This is a genomic window from Ruminococcus hominis, from assembly GCF_014287355.1.
In the GTDB taxonomy this organism is placed as follows: domain Bacteria; phylum Bacillota; class Clostridia; order Lachnospirales; family Lachnospiraceae; genus Schaedlerella; species Schaedlerella hominis.
The window spans coordinates 2445124-2461398 of record NZ_JACOPE010000001.1 but is presented as its reverse complement, the minus strand read 5'-3'; the positions used below and the strand labels follow the sequence as shown (position 1 = coordinate 2461398).

At 39.3% G+C, this 16275-nt stretch carries 12 protein-coding genes; all 12 read left to right on the top strand.

Going from position 1 to position 16275, the window contains the following annotated elements; translation table 11 throughout:
- Positions 1-41 precede the first annotated feature (41 nt).
- Positions 42-2801, top strand: a complete 2760-nt coding sequence (locus tag H8S40_RS10925; protein WP_186582102.1) for a YodL domain-containing protein — start codon at positions 42-44, stop codon at positions 2799-2801.
- Between the two features lie 27 nt (positions 2802-2828).
- Positions 2829-3035 (top strand): PIN domain-containing protein, encoded by a 207-nt coding sequence (locus H8S40_RS10920; protein ID WP_024728263.1) that lies wholly within the window; start codon positions 2829-2831, stop codon positions 3033-3035.
- A 284-nt stretch (positions 3036-3319) separates the two neighbouring features.
- Complete coding sequence (locus H8S40_RS10915) at positions 3320-3559, top strand: helix-turn-helix domain-containing protein (protein WP_054337273.1); 240 nt, start codon at positions 3320-3322, stop codon at positions 3557-3559.
- Between the two features lie 87 nt (positions 3560-3646).
- Positions 3647-4384, top strand: coding sequence for a LytR/AlgR family response regulator transcription factor (locus H8S40_RS10910; protein ID WP_055059676.1), 738 nt, complete (start codon positions 3647-3649; stop codon positions 4382-4384).
- Positions 4381-5676 carry a sensor histidine kinase gene (locus H8S40_RS10905; protein WP_186582101.1) on the top strand — a complete coding sequence of 432 codons (1296 nt, stop codon included), beginning with the start codon at positions 4381-4383 and terminating at the stop codon, positions 5674-5676. Before H8S40_RS10910 ends, H8S40_RS10905 begins: the two co-directional genes overlap by 4 nt.
- A gap of 102 nt (positions 5677-5778) precedes the next feature.
- Positions 5779-5937: a cyclic lactone autoinducer peptide gene (locus H8S40_RS10900; protein WP_015528432.1), complete on the top strand. Its 159-nt coding sequence runs from the start codon at positions 5779-5781 to the stop codon at positions 5935-5937.
- Entirely contained in the window at positions 5937-6518 is a 582-nt protein-coding gene (locus H8S40_RS10895; RefSeq protein ID WP_186582100.1) for an accessory gene regulator B family protein, read from the top strand. The genes H8S40_RS10900 and H8S40_RS10895 overlap by 1 nt, the downstream gene beginning before the upstream one ends.
- A gap of 103 nt (positions 6519-6621) precedes the next feature.
- The gene (locus H8S40_RS10890; RefSeq protein WP_186582099.1) at positions 6622-7368 is read left to right on the top strand and encodes a thioesterase II family protein; all 747 of its coding nucleotides are present in this window, start codon (positions 6622-6624) and stop codon (positions 7366-7368) included.
- A complete protein-coding gene (locus H8S40_RS10885) occupies positions 7358-8056 on the top strand; it encodes a 4'-phosphopantetheinyl transferase family protein (protein ID WP_186582098.1) in 699 nt (232 codons plus the stop codon). Before H8S40_RS10890 ends, H8S40_RS10885 begins: the two co-directional genes overlap by 11 nt.
- The gene (locus H8S40_RS10880; protein WP_186582097.1) at positions 8046-9635 is read left to right on the top strand and encodes a (2,3-dihydroxybenzoyl)adenylate synthase; all 1590 of its coding nucleotides are present in this window, start codon (positions 8046-8048) and stop codon (positions 9633-9635) included. Before H8S40_RS10885 ends, H8S40_RS10880 begins: the two co-directional genes overlap by 11 nt.
- A gap of 14 nt (positions 9636-9649) precedes the next feature.
- Positions 9650-14140 (top strand): non-ribosomal peptide synthetase, encoded by a 4491-nt coding sequence (locus H8S40_RS10875; protein ID WP_186865246.1) that lies wholly within the window; start codon positions 9650-9652, stop codon positions 14138-14140.
- A complete protein-coding gene (locus H8S40_RS10870; RefSeq protein WP_186582096.1) occupies positions 14140-16275 on the top strand; it encodes a bifunctional Gfo/Idh/MocA family oxidoreductase/class I SAM-dependent methyltransferase in 2136 nt (711 codons plus the stop codon). Before H8S40_RS10875 ends, H8S40_RS10870 begins: the two co-directional genes overlap by 1 nt.

The window sequence follows — 16275 nt, the reverse complement described above, 5'->3', positions numbered from 1 at the left end:
CTGTGGGTTATGCCATTTTTCAGAATACAGGAGGAACTTATATGGCAAGAAACAGGATAATAGGTAGAGAAACGCAGAAAATGCAGGAATATACGCAGGAACAGATCAATCAGGCAGAGAGTAGAGGTATAGAAATATCAACAGATGTAAAAGGACAGCTTTTTGAATATGCGAATCTGATCGGCGAGAAAGAGAAAGTTAGGGCTTTGGTAAGAAATCTGGCAGATGCAGTGAGCCAGGCAGATTCAGAAGGTGTAGAGGATTTGCTGGATGACGCAAGAATGGATATTCAGGAACTGCCAGATCCAACCATAGGTAAGCTGGAATTACGTGACTATGGATATATGGAAGAAGATATGGTGCCACTTAGAAAAGAAGCAGCTTTGGATTATCACAGAATGGGTTCTAAGATTTATTGTCTTGGCAGTGCTGGCAGTAAAGGTGAATATGCGAGTAAAGAAATGATACAGGCACATGACGGTTTGTTTGGAATGGAATCGCAGATGTGGGAACGGATAAAAGATAACAACCTAGATTATGCAGAAGAAAATTTAGGAGCATTTCAGGAGCCTATGAGTGTCATTGAGCAGGAAGAAGCACTGAAATTATACGATGCAGGAGCAGATATCTATCTGATCACTAATTTTTCATCACCTATGTATGTCACAGAACGCATGGAAATTGAACGAGGACCGGAGCATTATCAGATGTCTATGACAGAACTGGAGCGTTTCCGTAACCTGGAATGGGAAATGCAGAAATATCCACAGATTCAATCTTTGAAAGAAGCAAATCTGTTGTTAGGAACAAGAAGGACATTTGGAATTTATCAGATTCGGGATGATTTACCGGGAGAAAACTATGCATTTATGAATATGAGTTTTATTGAAAGTCATGGTATGCAGATAAAAAAAGAAGATTATAAGCTGGTCTATGTTGGTGAATTATCAGGAAATATGTCACTGGATGATATTTTTGAAAAGTTCAACATTGACAGACCGGAAGACTTCCGTGGGCATTCCCTGTCTGTCAGTGATATCATAGTTCTGAATGACGGGAAAAAGGTAACTGCTCATTTTGTAGACAGTATCAGTTTTGAACAGCTGGATTCTTTCCTGAATCTGGAAGAACAGGTTCTTAGTGAACTGGCATATGAGGTAGGAGAACGATATTTTGCTATTCAGAGAACAGAAGAAGGATATGATTATTCCTTTTACGATGAAGATTTCCGCTTGATGGATGGTGGCATTTATGAGAATGATGAAATTTCTATTGAAGAAGCGGCGGAGGAACTTTTGGAAGACGAAGGCTGGACGGGAGAACGCATCCGTGGGGATTATGATCAGTTGATGGAAAAAGTAGAAGAAATGGATGAAGCTGTAATGGCAGAGATTCAGAAAAGCCAGGGCGAATATAAGCCATTGGCAAAGGTGGAGGAACTGGAAGAGGCCAATTATAACATGATTGATAATGTACTCAATAATATGCCGCCTAAGAAAGAAGCTTATCTGGAATATTATGCTGCAGAATGTGATGAAATTCATGATATGGGAGCTTATGAGAAAAGCACAGATGTGAAAGAAATCGCAGCAATCTATGAGAAGTACAGAGAAGATCCGGAAAACGCTTATAAAGGCAGTGGAATGGGGATTATTTATCGTGATCCGGAGGATAGCTTGTTTGATGAAACAGAACTGTTGATTGTAATGGGAACAACGATACACGGCGACTTCTTGGATAATGTGCGGTTTTTAAAAGATCAGCCGGTGGTGCGTGAAGGTTTGGAGAAGATTCATAAAGCATTGCCTGATTATAAATATATCCCGATTCAGGATGTGCGTGAGGCAATGTATCCGAAAAAAATGACAACAGAAGAACTGGCAGCAGCATTGGATGAGATTGCGGAAGACTTCGATCCGTATGACTATCGGGACCATGTAGAGCCAGGGCAGGATACCATACAGGAAGTCATGCTGGATCTGCAAAGTGGAAATGTTGGTTCTTATATTTCCTTTCTGAAGGATGTGATTGAAGAAGACTGTGAGCAGTCCGTGTGGGCAGGTGTTTTGCTGGAACGGCTGAAATCCTACGAACCAGATATATCCAAAGAAACAGAGCCGATGGTGTATGTGAATTACTGTGAAAAGCGAGAGCTGATGGAACCACGCTGTCAGAAGCTCTCAGATCTGGATTCCCGTACTGCACAGAAGGATAAGGAATGGTACGCAGACCGTAATCCGAGGACGGATGAGCCGATGGTAACAGCCCAGATGTTTTTTACTATATATTATGCGGAAAAAGGCGATAAAATGCTGCAACATTTCAAAGGGAAAATAGATATTGGAACAGGAAATGGCGGTATTTTAAGTCAGCTGAAACTCCAAAATGAACTGAAACTTACGGATGAAAGCTGGATTGGTTATCTGAAAAACAAGGGAAATGAAGAGTTTCAGAAGTGTATGGAAGATCTGACCGATATGCAGAACCATGTGCTGCCATATTTGCAGAGCTTTTGCAGTCTGGAAGAAAAAAGTGTGCAGGAAAAGCAGGAACGGCAGGTTGCAGAAAAGCAGGACAGCAGAGTAGAAGCGTCAAGGGCAGCGAATGTGACAAAAGGGGATAATGACAAAGCTGTGAAAAAGGTAGTTTCGAGTATGCAAACAGAAAAGAATAAAGCAACTACGAAGGCAAAGAAGCCATCTATTCATGAACGACTGGAAATCAATAAGAGAAAAATCCAAGAAAAGCAGGGAAAAGATGAGCTGGAGAGAGGAGCTGATCGGGATGTAAGAACGGTATAAATTTATAGAAAGGCACTTGGCTCCGTTTTGGACATAGCAAAAGTGCTGACAGTGACGAACGAAGATGTGCTGCCTGCTTATTTGCAGAGAGTATCTGATTTTGAAGACTGCCTACTTGCAACTTGTACGAAGGAGAATCAGTGTGATGCGATTGTGACAAGGAATAAAAAGGATTTTCTTTCCTTTTGGATTACACTGCTTTCTCCGGAAGAACTGCTGAATATTTATTCGTAAAAATATGTTTTTACAATCGGCAGCAGAAGGAAAGTTGAATGATAACTCCGATCCAGCATACTGCAAAATATAAAAATTTTATAACAAAGTGGAAAACCCTGCGTAGGATCAGAAATGTTCTCACAGGGTTTCATGTATCTAATAAAATATAGAAATTTAGCGGATTTCTGCTAGAATAAGAAAAACTGTTAAAAAAATATCGTATATAGATCAAAAAGACTATATATGGGCGACCTTTTAAAGCCGATTTATATAAAATAGAAGAAAAAAAGGTGGTCGATACCGTGGATATAAAAACAGCGGTCATATATCGTTTAAACGATCTGATTAATCAGAAAGATATCACAGTGAATGAGGCGGCGGTATGTTCTGGCGTTCCTCCTTCAACATTAAAGAATATTTTGTATGGTCAGAGTAAGAATGCTGGCGTAGTTACAATAAAAAAGATATGCGATGGATTGGATGTCACAATACAGGAATTTTTTGCTGATCCCATCTTTGCAGATTTGGAACCCGAACTATAGGAAGAGTAAATGCTCATAGGATTCAGATTCTGCAGGATGGATTTTTTATGAAAGAGGGTTAGAGGAAACTAACTTAGGAGGACATAGATGTATAAAATAGCAATTTGCGATGATGATAAAAATTACAGGGAGAAAATAGAGAAGGTTATAGAAACGGAAGGGATTCTTCCTAAGAGCGAGATACGGTTTTATGAATACGAGTCAGGAAAGGAACTACTGAAAAATGCTGATATTTTGCATGATTTGGTCTTTATGGATATGCGTATGCCCGGATTGGATGGGAATAAATCGGTACTGAAGCTGAGGGAATACAATAGGGCAGCGATATTGGTGTTCTGCTCCGGATACTTTGAACCGACTTCAGACAGCATCAATATTGGGCAGCCGTTCCGGTATATTATGAAAGACTTGCATGACAGAAGTCTAAAAAGGGAAATCCCTGCAATTTTATCAAAAGTAAAATTGCACTGTGGAGATTCTTCCGTGACGGTTACATCAGCGGGAAGAGTAATTCGTATCTATACGGAAGACATTTTATATATCTGTCTGGCGAAAAGGGGTTGCTCTATATACGTTGCTAGGCAGGGGGAGATAGATGAGATGCATTGTAAGGAATCTTTAGGCGATTTATATGAACGTCTGGCCGGAAGGGGATTTGAGTATGCACATAACAGTTATATTGTAAATCTGGCGAAAGTGGAAGGATTGGAAAAGAATGTGGCGCTGCTACAGATGGGAATCCAATTGAATGTTTCAAGGTCGAGAAAAGGTCAGTTTGCTGACGCTCTGATCATGTTTCTTGGGGAAAGGAACGGCATGGTATGATAGTAAGAGATTTTTTGATCTGCCTTCTTCAGATGTATCTGTTGGAAGATCTGGAAAAGAACATGCTTCCATACAGAAGAGAAAACTTTTGGGGAAAATTTCTCATATATTTTGTCGTAGCACTGATAATGCTCGGAATCAACCACTTGGAATCCTCAGTATTTAATATGGTAATGATTCCGGTAACGTATATGATTGTGTCAATGGTTGTGTTCCGGGGAAATATATGGAAGAAGCTGGTTATAGTATGCTGCTATTATGTGCTGGCAATTATTCCTGAATTTCTCTTTGCAACGCTTACGAATGCGTATGGCGTGACTGGTGCATCTGAGGGTTTTAGGACGGAAATAGAAAAAACATTAGCGCTACTACTAATGAGTACCATGACATTTCTGTTTATTAAATGCATTAATCAGGTAACGAGAAAAAGGAATTATCTGACGATTGAGAATAAAACTTTTACTGTGCTGCTCATGCTGCCAACCGCTACGATCATTATATTAGGATGTGTGTTTTATTCAAATATTTCTTTTGAAGGAATGAACAGGGTTATGGTTCCGGTAGGAGCTTCGCTGCTGCTATTGACGAATATCTTCATTTTCTCAGTGTTTGACCGGTTTGTAGAGAAATCAGAAGAAGTGAAGAAGATGGACCGGCTTTACCAGAAAAGCAGGGCGGAGATTGCTAATTTACAGTATATGAATAAGGTCAATGAGGATAACAGGGCATTCTTACACGATATAAATAAATTTATTTGTACAGTAGCCGGTTTGATGGAAGAAGGAGAAAATCAAGAGGTTAAGGAGATTATGGAACATTTAGGTGTCCGGATTCAGAGCCTTCAAAAAGGTGTGTATTGCGAACACCCGATCTTGAACAGCATCCTGTGCGAAAGGAAATTCCTTGCGGAATCTAAGAATATTTCCTATAAGATTACCCTGGGTAATGATCTCAGGCTGGACTTTCTGGAAGAACTGGATATGATCTCAATCGTAGGTAATCTTTTGGATAACGCACTGGAAGCGGCAGAAAAGACAAAAGATGGCCGATATGTGGAATGCAGGATGTATATGGGAAATGAGGAACATTTCCTTGTTATGGAATTTTGCAACGGGTATGTTGTTCCACTGTTAAAGGACAAGGACCGGTACATAAGCACCAAAAGAGATGCAGACAGTCACGGGATCGGACTGCATACGGTTGGAAAACTGGTTAAAAAGTATGCTGGAATTATGAGAGTGGAGGTCGGAGAACAGGAGTTCTCTGTTAAGCTGATCTTTACAATAAAATAAAGATGTGCAAAAATCGCCCAAAAAGTTACCGTTTTTGCCACGGTAATTGAAAAAAGGGCGATTTTTGTGTAAACTATCGGAAAAAAATGGAGGCATGTAACTATGAAAAAAACAATCAGAAAAAGCTTGGGTATCAAAGTACTTGGAGTTGTAAACTGTCTTGCACTCTGCCTGACGGCATATACGGCAAATCTGGCGTGCAACTGGCTGTACTATCAGGAAGAAGAGCCGGAAGAAGTTAAGAAAATGAGGAAATTCTAGTGTGGAAAAAAACTACCGGCTGGCTTTTTGAAGTGCAAAACAGGAACGGGATTCTTGAAGAGAAAGACCGCAGGCTGTATGAATATGCTTACGGCGTACTGCTGGGCAGGGTGGCGATATACCTTATCATTGTCATACTTGGCATTGTAACGGGGAATTGGCTGGAGATGCTAGTCTTTTTATTGCCCTTTACTGTTCTAAGGCAGTATGCCGGAGGGATTCATTTAGAAAAAGCAGGGAGCTGCATGGTTGTTTCCAGTATCCTTGTCCTTCTGTGCGGTCAGTATCTGGCGTCTGGTTCGGCTGTGATGTGGCAAATACGGATCATATGGCTTGCTGCAGTTGGAGTCATATTTGTTATGGCACCGGTGGATGCCAGCAGTAAGAAACTGGATGAGAAAGAAAAGAAAGTTTATGGTATGCGCGCGAGGGCAATTTTAATTATTGAATGCGCGATAGCAGGTGTTTTTTCTGTAACCGGATATTTCCTGGTCGTAAACGGGATTATGGTAGCGCATATTGTTTTGGCGTCCGGTTTAATATTGGGATGGATCAAAAATTTTTTTTTGACAAATAGTTAGAGTCAACTAATCCTGGATAGGAATAAGAAATGCTTGGGAAAAGCATATCAAAAAATGATAATAAACAGAATAAAAAAGAACATGATGCAAGAGGAACATAAAAGTGAATTTGAAGTTGATAAAAAATACAGAAAATATTAACAAAGAGAAAATAACTTTGTTTTGTCTGCCGTTTGCGGGGGGCGGCGCTTCTGCTTATAACCAGTGGGCGAAAAAGATGCAGGGAAAAGTAACGGTATGTCTGGTTCAGCTTCCGGGAAGGGAAGAACGGATCATGGAGAAGCCGTATATAGATATGCCGGTTATGTTAGATGATCTGGAAGAGGCAGTAAGAGAGGTTGTGGATGGACCGTATGCCTTATGGGGGCACAGTATGGGCGGTAAGATTGCCTATGAGCTGGAAAAGAGATTGGAAGCGGTCGGATATACAGCGAGCTGTCTGTTTATTTCCGGTAGCCGGATTCCCAGTATTCCGGAGCCGAATCCGATCTATCATCTTCCGGATGAAGAGTTTAAGAGGGAACTGGGAAGATTTGAGGGGACGCCAAAAGAGATACTGGAGAATCAGGAATTATTGGATTTCTTTCTGCCTATGCTGCGGGCAGATTTTACCATGGATGAAACATATTATGACAAGACGGGAATAGTACTGCATGCGCCTATCGCTGCATTTGGCGGAGAAAAGGATGGCGAAGCGGATGAGAGCGCAATCTGCGAATGGGGAAAGTATACGGATAATGATTTTGACTACCGAATATTTCCGGGAGGGCATTTTTATCTGCGGGATTACGAAGACGAAGTAATAAGTGAGGTTGAGAGACGGCTTCAGGGAATGATAAATGGAGGTTAAACGATGCGGGGAGAAGGAATTTCTGTCAGCAGACAAACTTCATATCCGTGAAAATGAGATACATATATGGTGCATCTGTTGGCCGGAAATGACAGATTTCTGGAAGAATCATGAATATATCCTGAGTGAGCAGGAGTCGGAGCAAGCCGGAAAGTTCCGCTTTCCTGAAGACAGGATGCGTTATATTGCCGGGAAACTTATCGTGCGAATTCTCTTGAAAAGATACTTAGATGTGGAAACAGTTGATTTTTCTGTCAATGAACTGGGTAAGCCTTATCATAAAGAAATCGCAGGAAAGCAGACAGTCAATTTTAATATTTCGCATTCGGGGGAATTCATACTGGAGGGATTCGCTGTCGGAATGGATATCGGAGTGGATGTGCAGGAAATGGCAGGATGCCCGGATTACAGGGAGATAGCCGGGAATTTCTATACGGCAGAAGAAGCGGAAGATGTAATAAATGAGGGACCGGAACTGTTTTTCCAGTATTGGGCGGCGAAAGAAGCGTATGTAAAAGCGATCGGTATTGGATTGGGAAGAGGAATGGATTTCTTCTCTGTCAGAAACGGGGAAATTACAGAAAAAGGCAGGAAAGGCCAGGGATGGCATTTGTATCCGGTAAAGATTGAGGGATATGCTGCGTATGTGGCGGCGCATAAGAAAGGAGACAAATCAAATGAGTTATAAGAAGGATATGAGCAAATACGAGCATTTGGAAGGATGGGAACGATGCGGCTTTGGAGAGCAGCTTGATAAGTGGGCGGAAAAATATGGAGAAAGAACTGCGGTCACGGACAGCGAAGACGAGATCAGTTATATGGAATTAAAGCAAAAAGCAGATTGTCTTGCGGCAGCTTTTCTGCGTAAAGGGATTTTAAAGGGAGACAAAGTGCTTGTGCAGCTTCCGAATAGGATTTCTTTTGTGATCGTGTTTTTTGCGCTTTCCAAGATTGGGGCGGTGCCAATCATGATGCTGCCGGCCCACAGGGAGGCAGAACTGGAAGGAATTATTGAACTGGCAAAGCCGGCCGCTTATATTGTGGTGGAGAAATATCTGGGATTTTCATATGTGCCGATGGCAAATGCGATGAAAGAGAAATATTCATGTATCCGGCATATATTTGTAGATAGCGAATCCGGAGATATCAGTGGAATGATTGCGGAAACGTGTGGAGAAAATGGAGCATTTCCGGCTGTGGATGGGTATGAAACGGCGGTGCTTTTGCTGTCCGGCGGGACGACAGGGGTTCCGAAACTGATTCCGCGCACCCATACGGATTATATGTATAATGCCCGCATGTCCGCGAAGAGATGTCGCTTGGATAGCAGTGACGTTTATCTGGCGTCTCTTCCGGTAGCTCATAATTTCCCATTATGCTGCCCGGGGCTTTTAGGCACGCTGGAAGTGGGAGGAAAAGTTGTGCTTGCGTCTGCGACCAGCCCGGATGATATCCTTGACGCAATTACAGAGGAAGGTGTCACGATAACGGCATTGGTTCCTGCTATGGTTACTGTGTGCATGGAAATGCTGGAATGGGATGAAGATTATGATATATCCAGCCTGCGGATTTTGCAGGTGGGCGGCGCAATGCTGGAAGATTCCCTTGCGGATAAGATCATTGAAGAATGGCCGTGTAAACTGATGCAGGTATTTGGTACGGCGGAGGGGCTACTGTCCTTTACTAGCCCGGAGGATGAAGGTTCCCTGATCGCAAGATGTCAGGGAACTCCGGTGTCTCCTGCGGATGAAGTGAAGATTGTGGATGAAGAAGATAAGGCCGTACCGGAAGGAGTTTTTGGGGAATTATTATCCAGAGGCCCGTATACGATTGATGGTTATTATATGGCGGAGGAAGCAAATAAAAAGAGCTTTACGCCGGACGGATTTTACCGGACGGGCGATAAAGCTATGTGGACGAAAGACAGAAGGTTACGTTTGGGCGGGAGAATCAAAGAGCAGATTAACCGCGCCGGAGAAAAGATCATGCCTTCAGAGATTGAAGCTTACCTTTGCAGGCATTCGAAAATCAAAGAGGCAGCCGTTGTCGGCGTTCCGGATGAAACCCTTGGAAACCGGATATGTGCATTCCTTGTGACCGATGATGAAGCCGGGATCGATTTGCAGGAAATCCACAGGTTCCTGCGGGAAATAGGCGTTGCGGCGTATAAAATGCCGGATCAGATAGAACGGGTAGAGACATGGCCGCTGACCAGCGTAGGAAAAATAGATAAGAAAGCATTAGAACGGATGGCGCAGGGAAAATAGAAGGAGACAGAATCATGGAATATATAGAGATAAAGGAACAGATCAAACAAAAGCTGCCGGTAGCCAGAGATTTGGGGGATTCCGAAAATCTGCTGGAGCTTGGGCTTTCATCCCTGACGATTATGCGTCTGGTAAACCAGTGGAGAAAACAGGGGGTTAAGGTTTCATTCGGTTCATTGATGGAAAATCCTACCCTTGAAGGCTGGTGGGCGCTGATCCAGCGCAGCATAAAGAAAAAAGCGGGCAAAAAACGGGCGCAAGAATCTAAGATAACGCCGGAAAAGGATATGAAACAGCCGTTTCCTTTAACAGACGTACAGTATGCATATTGGGTTGGCAGGGATGAAGAACAGGCTCTTGGAGGAATAGACTGTCATGCGTATTTAGAGTTTGATGGGGAAAATATAGATCCGGAGCGTCTGGAAAAAGCATGGAATGTGCTGCAGTATCATCATCCCATGTTGCGTGCCTGCTTTCTGGAAGATGGGACACAGAAAATCCTGGATAAGCCGTATTGTGAAAAAATAAAGGTTCATGATTTTTCCCGGATGTCATCTGAGGAAGCAGAGGCAATGGCAGTATCTGTCAGAGAACGTTTATCCCATCGGAAGTTAAAGATTGAGGAAGGCGAAGTAGCAGGAATAGAGCTTACGCTTTTTCCTGAAAATAAGGCACGCCTTCATGTGGACATGGCGCTTCTGGTTGCTGATGTACAGAGTCTGCAGATCTTATTGAGGGATTTGGCGGCTGCCTATCGCGGAGAAAGCCTTCCGGCAGAATCAAAAGGGTGGAATTTTGCTTCTTATCTGGAACGGCAGAAAGAGGAAGATAAGGAAGAGAAAAACAATGCAGAAGGATACTGGAAAAAACGCTTGGAGCATTTGCCGAAAGGGCCAGGCCTGCCACTGGCAAAACGGCCGCAGGAAGTGACAAAGACTGTATTCAACCGCAGGATTGTAAGGATTGGCAAGGAAGAGTGGGCTCATCTGCAAGTACGGGCAAAGGAATACCAGACAACTCCGGCAATGGTTCTTCTTACTGCATATGCGACGGTTTTGGAACGGTGGAGCAGGAATCATCGTTTCCTTATTAATATTCCATTTTTTAACCGGAAAACAGAGCAGCAGGGGTTAGAGGAAGTAATAGCAGATTTTACTACTCTGTTATTGCTGGAGATTAACTGCGAAGAAAATCCGACTTTTGCGGAATTGTTGGACAGGATTCAGAGGCAGCTTCATGAGGATATGAAGTATACGGCATATTCCGGCGTACAAGTCCAGAGAGACCTTGCACAGATGTATGGGGACGCGTCGGCGGTGGCGCCGGTTGTTTTTGCCTGCAATCTGGGAACGCCGTTGGTAAATGATACCTTCCGGAAAGAATTGGGGCAGTTTTCTTATATGATCTCCCAGACGCCGCAGGTGTGGAATGATTTTCAGAGTTATGAAGATGAAAATGGTGTACAGCTTACATGGGACAGCGTGGATGAGTTATTCCCGGAGAATATGATTCCGGATATGTTGGAGAGTTTTGAGATTCTTCTGCATGAATTAGGAAAGAAAGACTGGAATCAGAGATTTGATGTGTTTCCGGAAAGACAAAAACAATTTGTTGAGGAACAGAAGAAAATAAGAAGATTGTATAAACCTGATTGTATTCATTCGGATTTTTTTAATATTGCAAATACTGTATCAGCGAAAGTGGCAATAATTGATACTGGAGAAGATATAACACTTTCTTATGGTGAATTGTCAGAAAAAGCTTTATCTGTTGCGGCTTTTTTAATAGATAAAAATATTAAGGATCAACCAATTGCAATATCGACTGGAAGGGGCTGGCGTCAAGCTGTAGCGGCCCTTGGAATATTAACTTCTTGTAATTTATATGTTCCGGTCACGACATCTCAACCAGAAGAAAGAAGAAAACTTATACATGAAAAAACAGGAATACAGTATGTCATTACTGATAAGAGGCATTATGCTACCTTAACTTGGCCGAAAAATACTATTGTATGGTTAATAGAGGATATTCTACTTAAAGAAAAAACAGAAGATCTTCCGAAAGTTACACCAGAAGATGCGGCTTATATTATTATGACGTCAGGAACAACAGGGATTCCTAAAGGTGCAGAGATACGGCATAAAGGAGCGTGGAATACAATAAAAGATGTTAATAGGCGCATCAAGATTACCGGAAATGATGTATTACTCGGAGTATCGGCTCTCGACTTTGATTTATCTGTATATGATTTATTTGGCATACTTGGAACAGGCGGAACTTTGGTTATGATTCCAGAAGAGAAAAGTAGGGATGCTGAGTATTGGCTGCAACTTGTAATTAGATATCAGGTAACAATATGGAATTCGGTACCAATTTTGTTGGATATGCTATTAATATGTGCGGAAGAAAAAAAAGTGAAATTGCCATTAAAAACAGTATTATTATCAGGTGATTGGATAGGGATGGATCTGCCACAACGCTTGGCGGGTTCTACTTCAGACTGCAAATTTATTGCTATGGGTGGTGCGACAGAAGCAAGTATTTGGTCAAATTATATTGAAGTAAAGTTACCACTTCCTTCAAATTGGCAATCAATTCCATATGGACGTCCACTTTCAGGGCAATCATACAGAGTTATGGATTTTAGGAGAAGAGATGTTCCATTCTGGGTAGAAGGAGAACTTTGGATAGGCGGTGATGGAGTAGGTACTTATAGAGGTGATGAGGAATTAGTACGTCAAAAATTTGTGGAAGATTCTGGAACGGTATGGTATAGGACTGGAGATAAAGGTAGATTTTGGGAGGATGGAACGATTGAATTTCTGGGAAGAGAAGATTTTCAAGTGAAAATACGTGGACATAGGATAGAATTGGGAGAAATAGAAACGAGCATAAAATCTATAGATGGCATAGATGAATCAATTGTAATAAGTAATAAGGGGAAATTAATAGCCTTTTTTTATTCGAAGGAAAGTGAAATTAATGATCAAAAAAGATTTTTAATTGATAATGAAGAATATATAACGGACGAACTGGAAAAAGTGCTAGATGATTTAGGGATAATTATAATTGTTGATATTTTAATCTATGAAAAGTGTTTTATTGAAAATGGGTTGTATTACACATATAACGATTTGTGCAAAATATGTAAAATTGATACTCATTATAAAAAATTGTTTGGGATATGGTTAAATATGTTAGTAAAAACAGGAAGTATTCGCTTTATTGAACAAAAATATTACTGCCCGGGTAATCTGATTGATATCCGAGATAGCATTGTAAAATATATACAAGATCTATCTGATAGCAACATTATTTTAAAGCAAATATACGAACTTGTAATTAATAGTGAAGATGTTATTAGAAAGATTATCCAAGGGTGCTTAGAAGGTACTTACACTCTAGAACCTAATAAATATGATCTTAGACCTGATAAATTGAATGAATTGTTTGAACAGGGTCAAGATTACATTGCGGGAATAAAAAACATAATAAAACAGATGAGTGAGGAGAATAATAGAAAAATTAATATTTTAGAGATTGGAGGTTATAGCAAATCTATCGTTAATAATGTGAGTTTTGAATTAGGCTCATATATAGAGAAATATACTTATCTGTCTCCCAAAAATAGTGAAATGGGTAAAGTAGATAATGTTGCTTTTGAGATAGAATGTATTGATTTAGATATTAATAATGAATTGTTTTCTTATAGATGTGGGAAGAGCAAATACGACATAGTTGTAGCATATCAATCAATTCATTGTGCAAATAATATTGATGAAGCTTTTAAGGTAATTAGAAAAGTTTTAAAAAGCGGAGGGCTTCTAATAAGTGTTGAACCTACGAGGAACAGTTGCTTTTTCAACGTAGTAATAGGTCTTTTAGAAAATAATTTTAATAATTACACAGATGAACGATCAGAGAATGAAGAATTATTGTTTGATAAACAAAAATGGAGGGAATCTGCAATAAAAGCTGGACTGCAGGAAATAGCTACCAAGAATTATGGAACAATGGATAAAAAGGTTATGTTTATATGGGAAAATAAGAAAGAACTAGAGGAAATGTTTGAAAGTGAAATAAAAAAAATATTGAAGAAAAAATTGCCTAATTACATGATTCCAGAGTTTTTTGTAGAAATGGATGTATTGCCGCTATCTAAGAATGGAAAATTAGATCGGAAAAAAGTTTTTTCGTATTTAAAAGAATGCAAATTTGGAAGAAAAGATGGGACAACGGCTACAACATATATTGAGATTGAAATAGTCAATATATTAAAAGATATATTGAAGCAAAATGAAGTTTTTATGGAAGACAACTTTTTTCAACTCGGAGGTGACTCTTTGCGTGCTATAAAATTTAAAAATAGTATACAGAAAAGATTTAATTCTAATATTTCGATAGCACAGATATTTGATAGTGCAAATATACAAGAAATGGTATCAAAGGTCGAACAGAGTATGCTGCAAAATGTAGAAGAGTCGATAGTCGTGGGAGATATATGATGAAAAGATTAAAAGTTATTGTGGTTGGGGCAAAATTTGGAGAAGTATATTTGCAAGTATTATTAAGGCGAAAAGATTTAGTTGATGTTGTCGGAATTTTAGGGAAAGGTGGACAACATTCTTTAGAATGTTCTACCAAATATAATATTCCACTGTATACATCAGTTTCTGAACTTCCCTCTGGTATTGATTTGGCCTGTGTAATTGTACGAGCTGGTGTAATGGGAGGGGAAGGTATCCAGTTATCAAAGGAACTTTTACAAAAAGGAATAAGCGTTTTGCATGAGCAACCTATTCATTATAAAGAATTAAAAGAGTGTTATGTTATTGCAAAAAAGCAAAAATGCTTTATGGGAGTTAGTAATTTATATAGATATATTGATGCTACACAATCTTTTATTGATTTGGTAAACCATTTGAAAAAAGAAGAGTATGTCGAATACATAAATGTAGAATGCGGTCATCAGATTCTATATTCGGTATTGAGCATATTGTTTGATTTAACGGATTATGCTCGGCCATTTGTTATTGAACAAGTAATTACTGACATTGGTCCATTTGATATTCTGTATTGTAGGATTAATGATATTCCGTGTATTTTAAAAATTCATAATGAAGTTAATTCTGATGATCCGGATAATTTCTTTTATTTATTTTATAAAATGCAGGTAGGATTTAAAAGTGGAGAACTACAGTTAGAAGATCCAGCAGGGCCAATTTTATGGTATTCACGTTTTGTCATACCACCTGATTTTAATTATGAAGAAAAAAATTGCAAGGAATTTGATAAAAGTAATGTTGTTATAATTAGCGAAGGAAGTAAATATTACGATATTTTTTGGAACAAATGGGGGGAGGCTATAATAAAACAAGTAGTTATAGCTGGTGATTATATTATCTATGATAAAGCGTACAATTCTAACATACAAAAGCAATTATATCAATCAAAGCAATGGCATGAAGTAATGAAAAATATTGGTTATCCAAGGGAAAAAAGTGTATGCTCTTATGAGGAAAATACCATTGATAGAATACAAGAATTTATTTATAAAAAAAATATACAAAAGTGTGATTTTGCATCTATATTTTCTAATCTAAACAGAAAAAAAATACTTGAAATCAAGCATAAGCTTGATAAGGCATGCCTATATTCTATGTTATTTACCTTGAAAAGTGAAGAAAAAGTTTTTGTGGGAGATATATTGGAAGTTAAGAAACCATATATCTCAGAGAGGGGAAAGAAAGACTTTTCATATGTTATAGATCGTTGGATAAAAGCATTGATAGATAACCACATGATAGGGCAAGAAAACAATTGTGCAATAAGTAGAATAGAATTATGTGCTTTAGATGTAGAAGAGGCGTGGAAAGAAGCAAAGAGAACTTGGATTGGAACTTTATCAGATTCTGTTGTGATTGACTACTATTACAGAAATGCGAAACATTTAGAGGAATTGCTTGCAGATAATCTTAATGCGACATATTTGCTCTTTACAGAGGGAAAGATGGATGTTGCGGAAGATTTTTATACAAACACCCTTATAGCAAGATATTTAAACCATATTATTAGTGACAAGATTTTCCATTTCTACAATCCTGGTATGACAATTTTAGAAATTGGAGCAGGAACAGGAGCTAGCACTGAGCTAATCTTGAAAAAAGTTGGGGTAGATGTGAAGTACATTTTTACTGATCTTTCGTCATATTTTTTAAATGCGGCACAAGATAAATTCTCAGTTTTTCCCAATGTGGAATATCAAATACTAGATATAGATCAAGATTTTTCTGGACAAGGAATAGATCAAGATTCTGTGGACATTGTGGTAGCATCAGGGATGTTAAATAATGCATTAGATACAGAATTCACTATTAGTAATATATGGAAAGTATTAAAAAAAGGAGGAATTATTTTTATCGCTGAACCGGTAGAGGAACTTTTGGAACTTCAGATTTCACAAGTTTTTATGATGACAAAGCCTGTTGATATGAGATATCTAAATAATCAAACTTTTTTTAATGAGAAACAATGGATAGATATTTTAGAAAAGAGTAATTTTGAAATAGTTGATATCGTTCCTGATGATAGTGATATGTTAAGTGTTCTACAGCAAAAATTAATTATAGGGAGGAAATAA

Excerpts from the sequence above, each read along its gene's own strand:
- H8S40_RS10925 (WP_186582102.1), top strand. The coding sequence starts at position 42 with ATGGCAAGAAACAGGATAATAGGTAGAGAAACGCAGAAAATGCAGGAA.
- H8S40_RS10910 (WP_055059676.1), top strand. The coding sequence starts at position 3,647 with ATGTATAAAATAGCAATTTGCGATGATGATAAAAATTACAGGGAGAAA.
- H8S40_RS10905 (WP_186582101.1), top strand. The coding sequence starts at position 4,381 with ATGATAGTAAGAGATTTTTTGATCTGCCTTCTTCAGATGTATCTGTTG.
- H8S40_RS10900 (WP_015528432.1), top strand. The coding sequence starts at position 5,779 with ATGAAAAAAACAATCAGAAAAAGCTTGGGTATCAAAGTACTTGGAGTT.
- H8S40_RS10885 (WP_186582098.1), top strand. The coding sequence starts at position 7,358 with ATGGAGGTTAAACGATGCGGGGAGAAGGAATTTCTGTCAGCAGACAAA.
- H8S40_RS10880 (WP_186582097.1), top strand. The coding sequence starts at position 8,046 with ATGAGTTATAAGAAGGATATGAGCAAATACGAGCATTTGGAAGGATGG.
- H8S40_RS10875 (WP_186865246.1), top strand. The coding sequence starts at position 9,650 with ATGGAATATATAGAGATAAAGGAACAGATCAAACAAAAGCTGCCGGTA.
- H8S40_RS10870 (WP_186582096.1), top strand. The coding sequence starts at position 14,140 with ATGAAAAGATTAAAAGTTATTGTGGTTGGGGCAAAATTTGGAGAAGTA.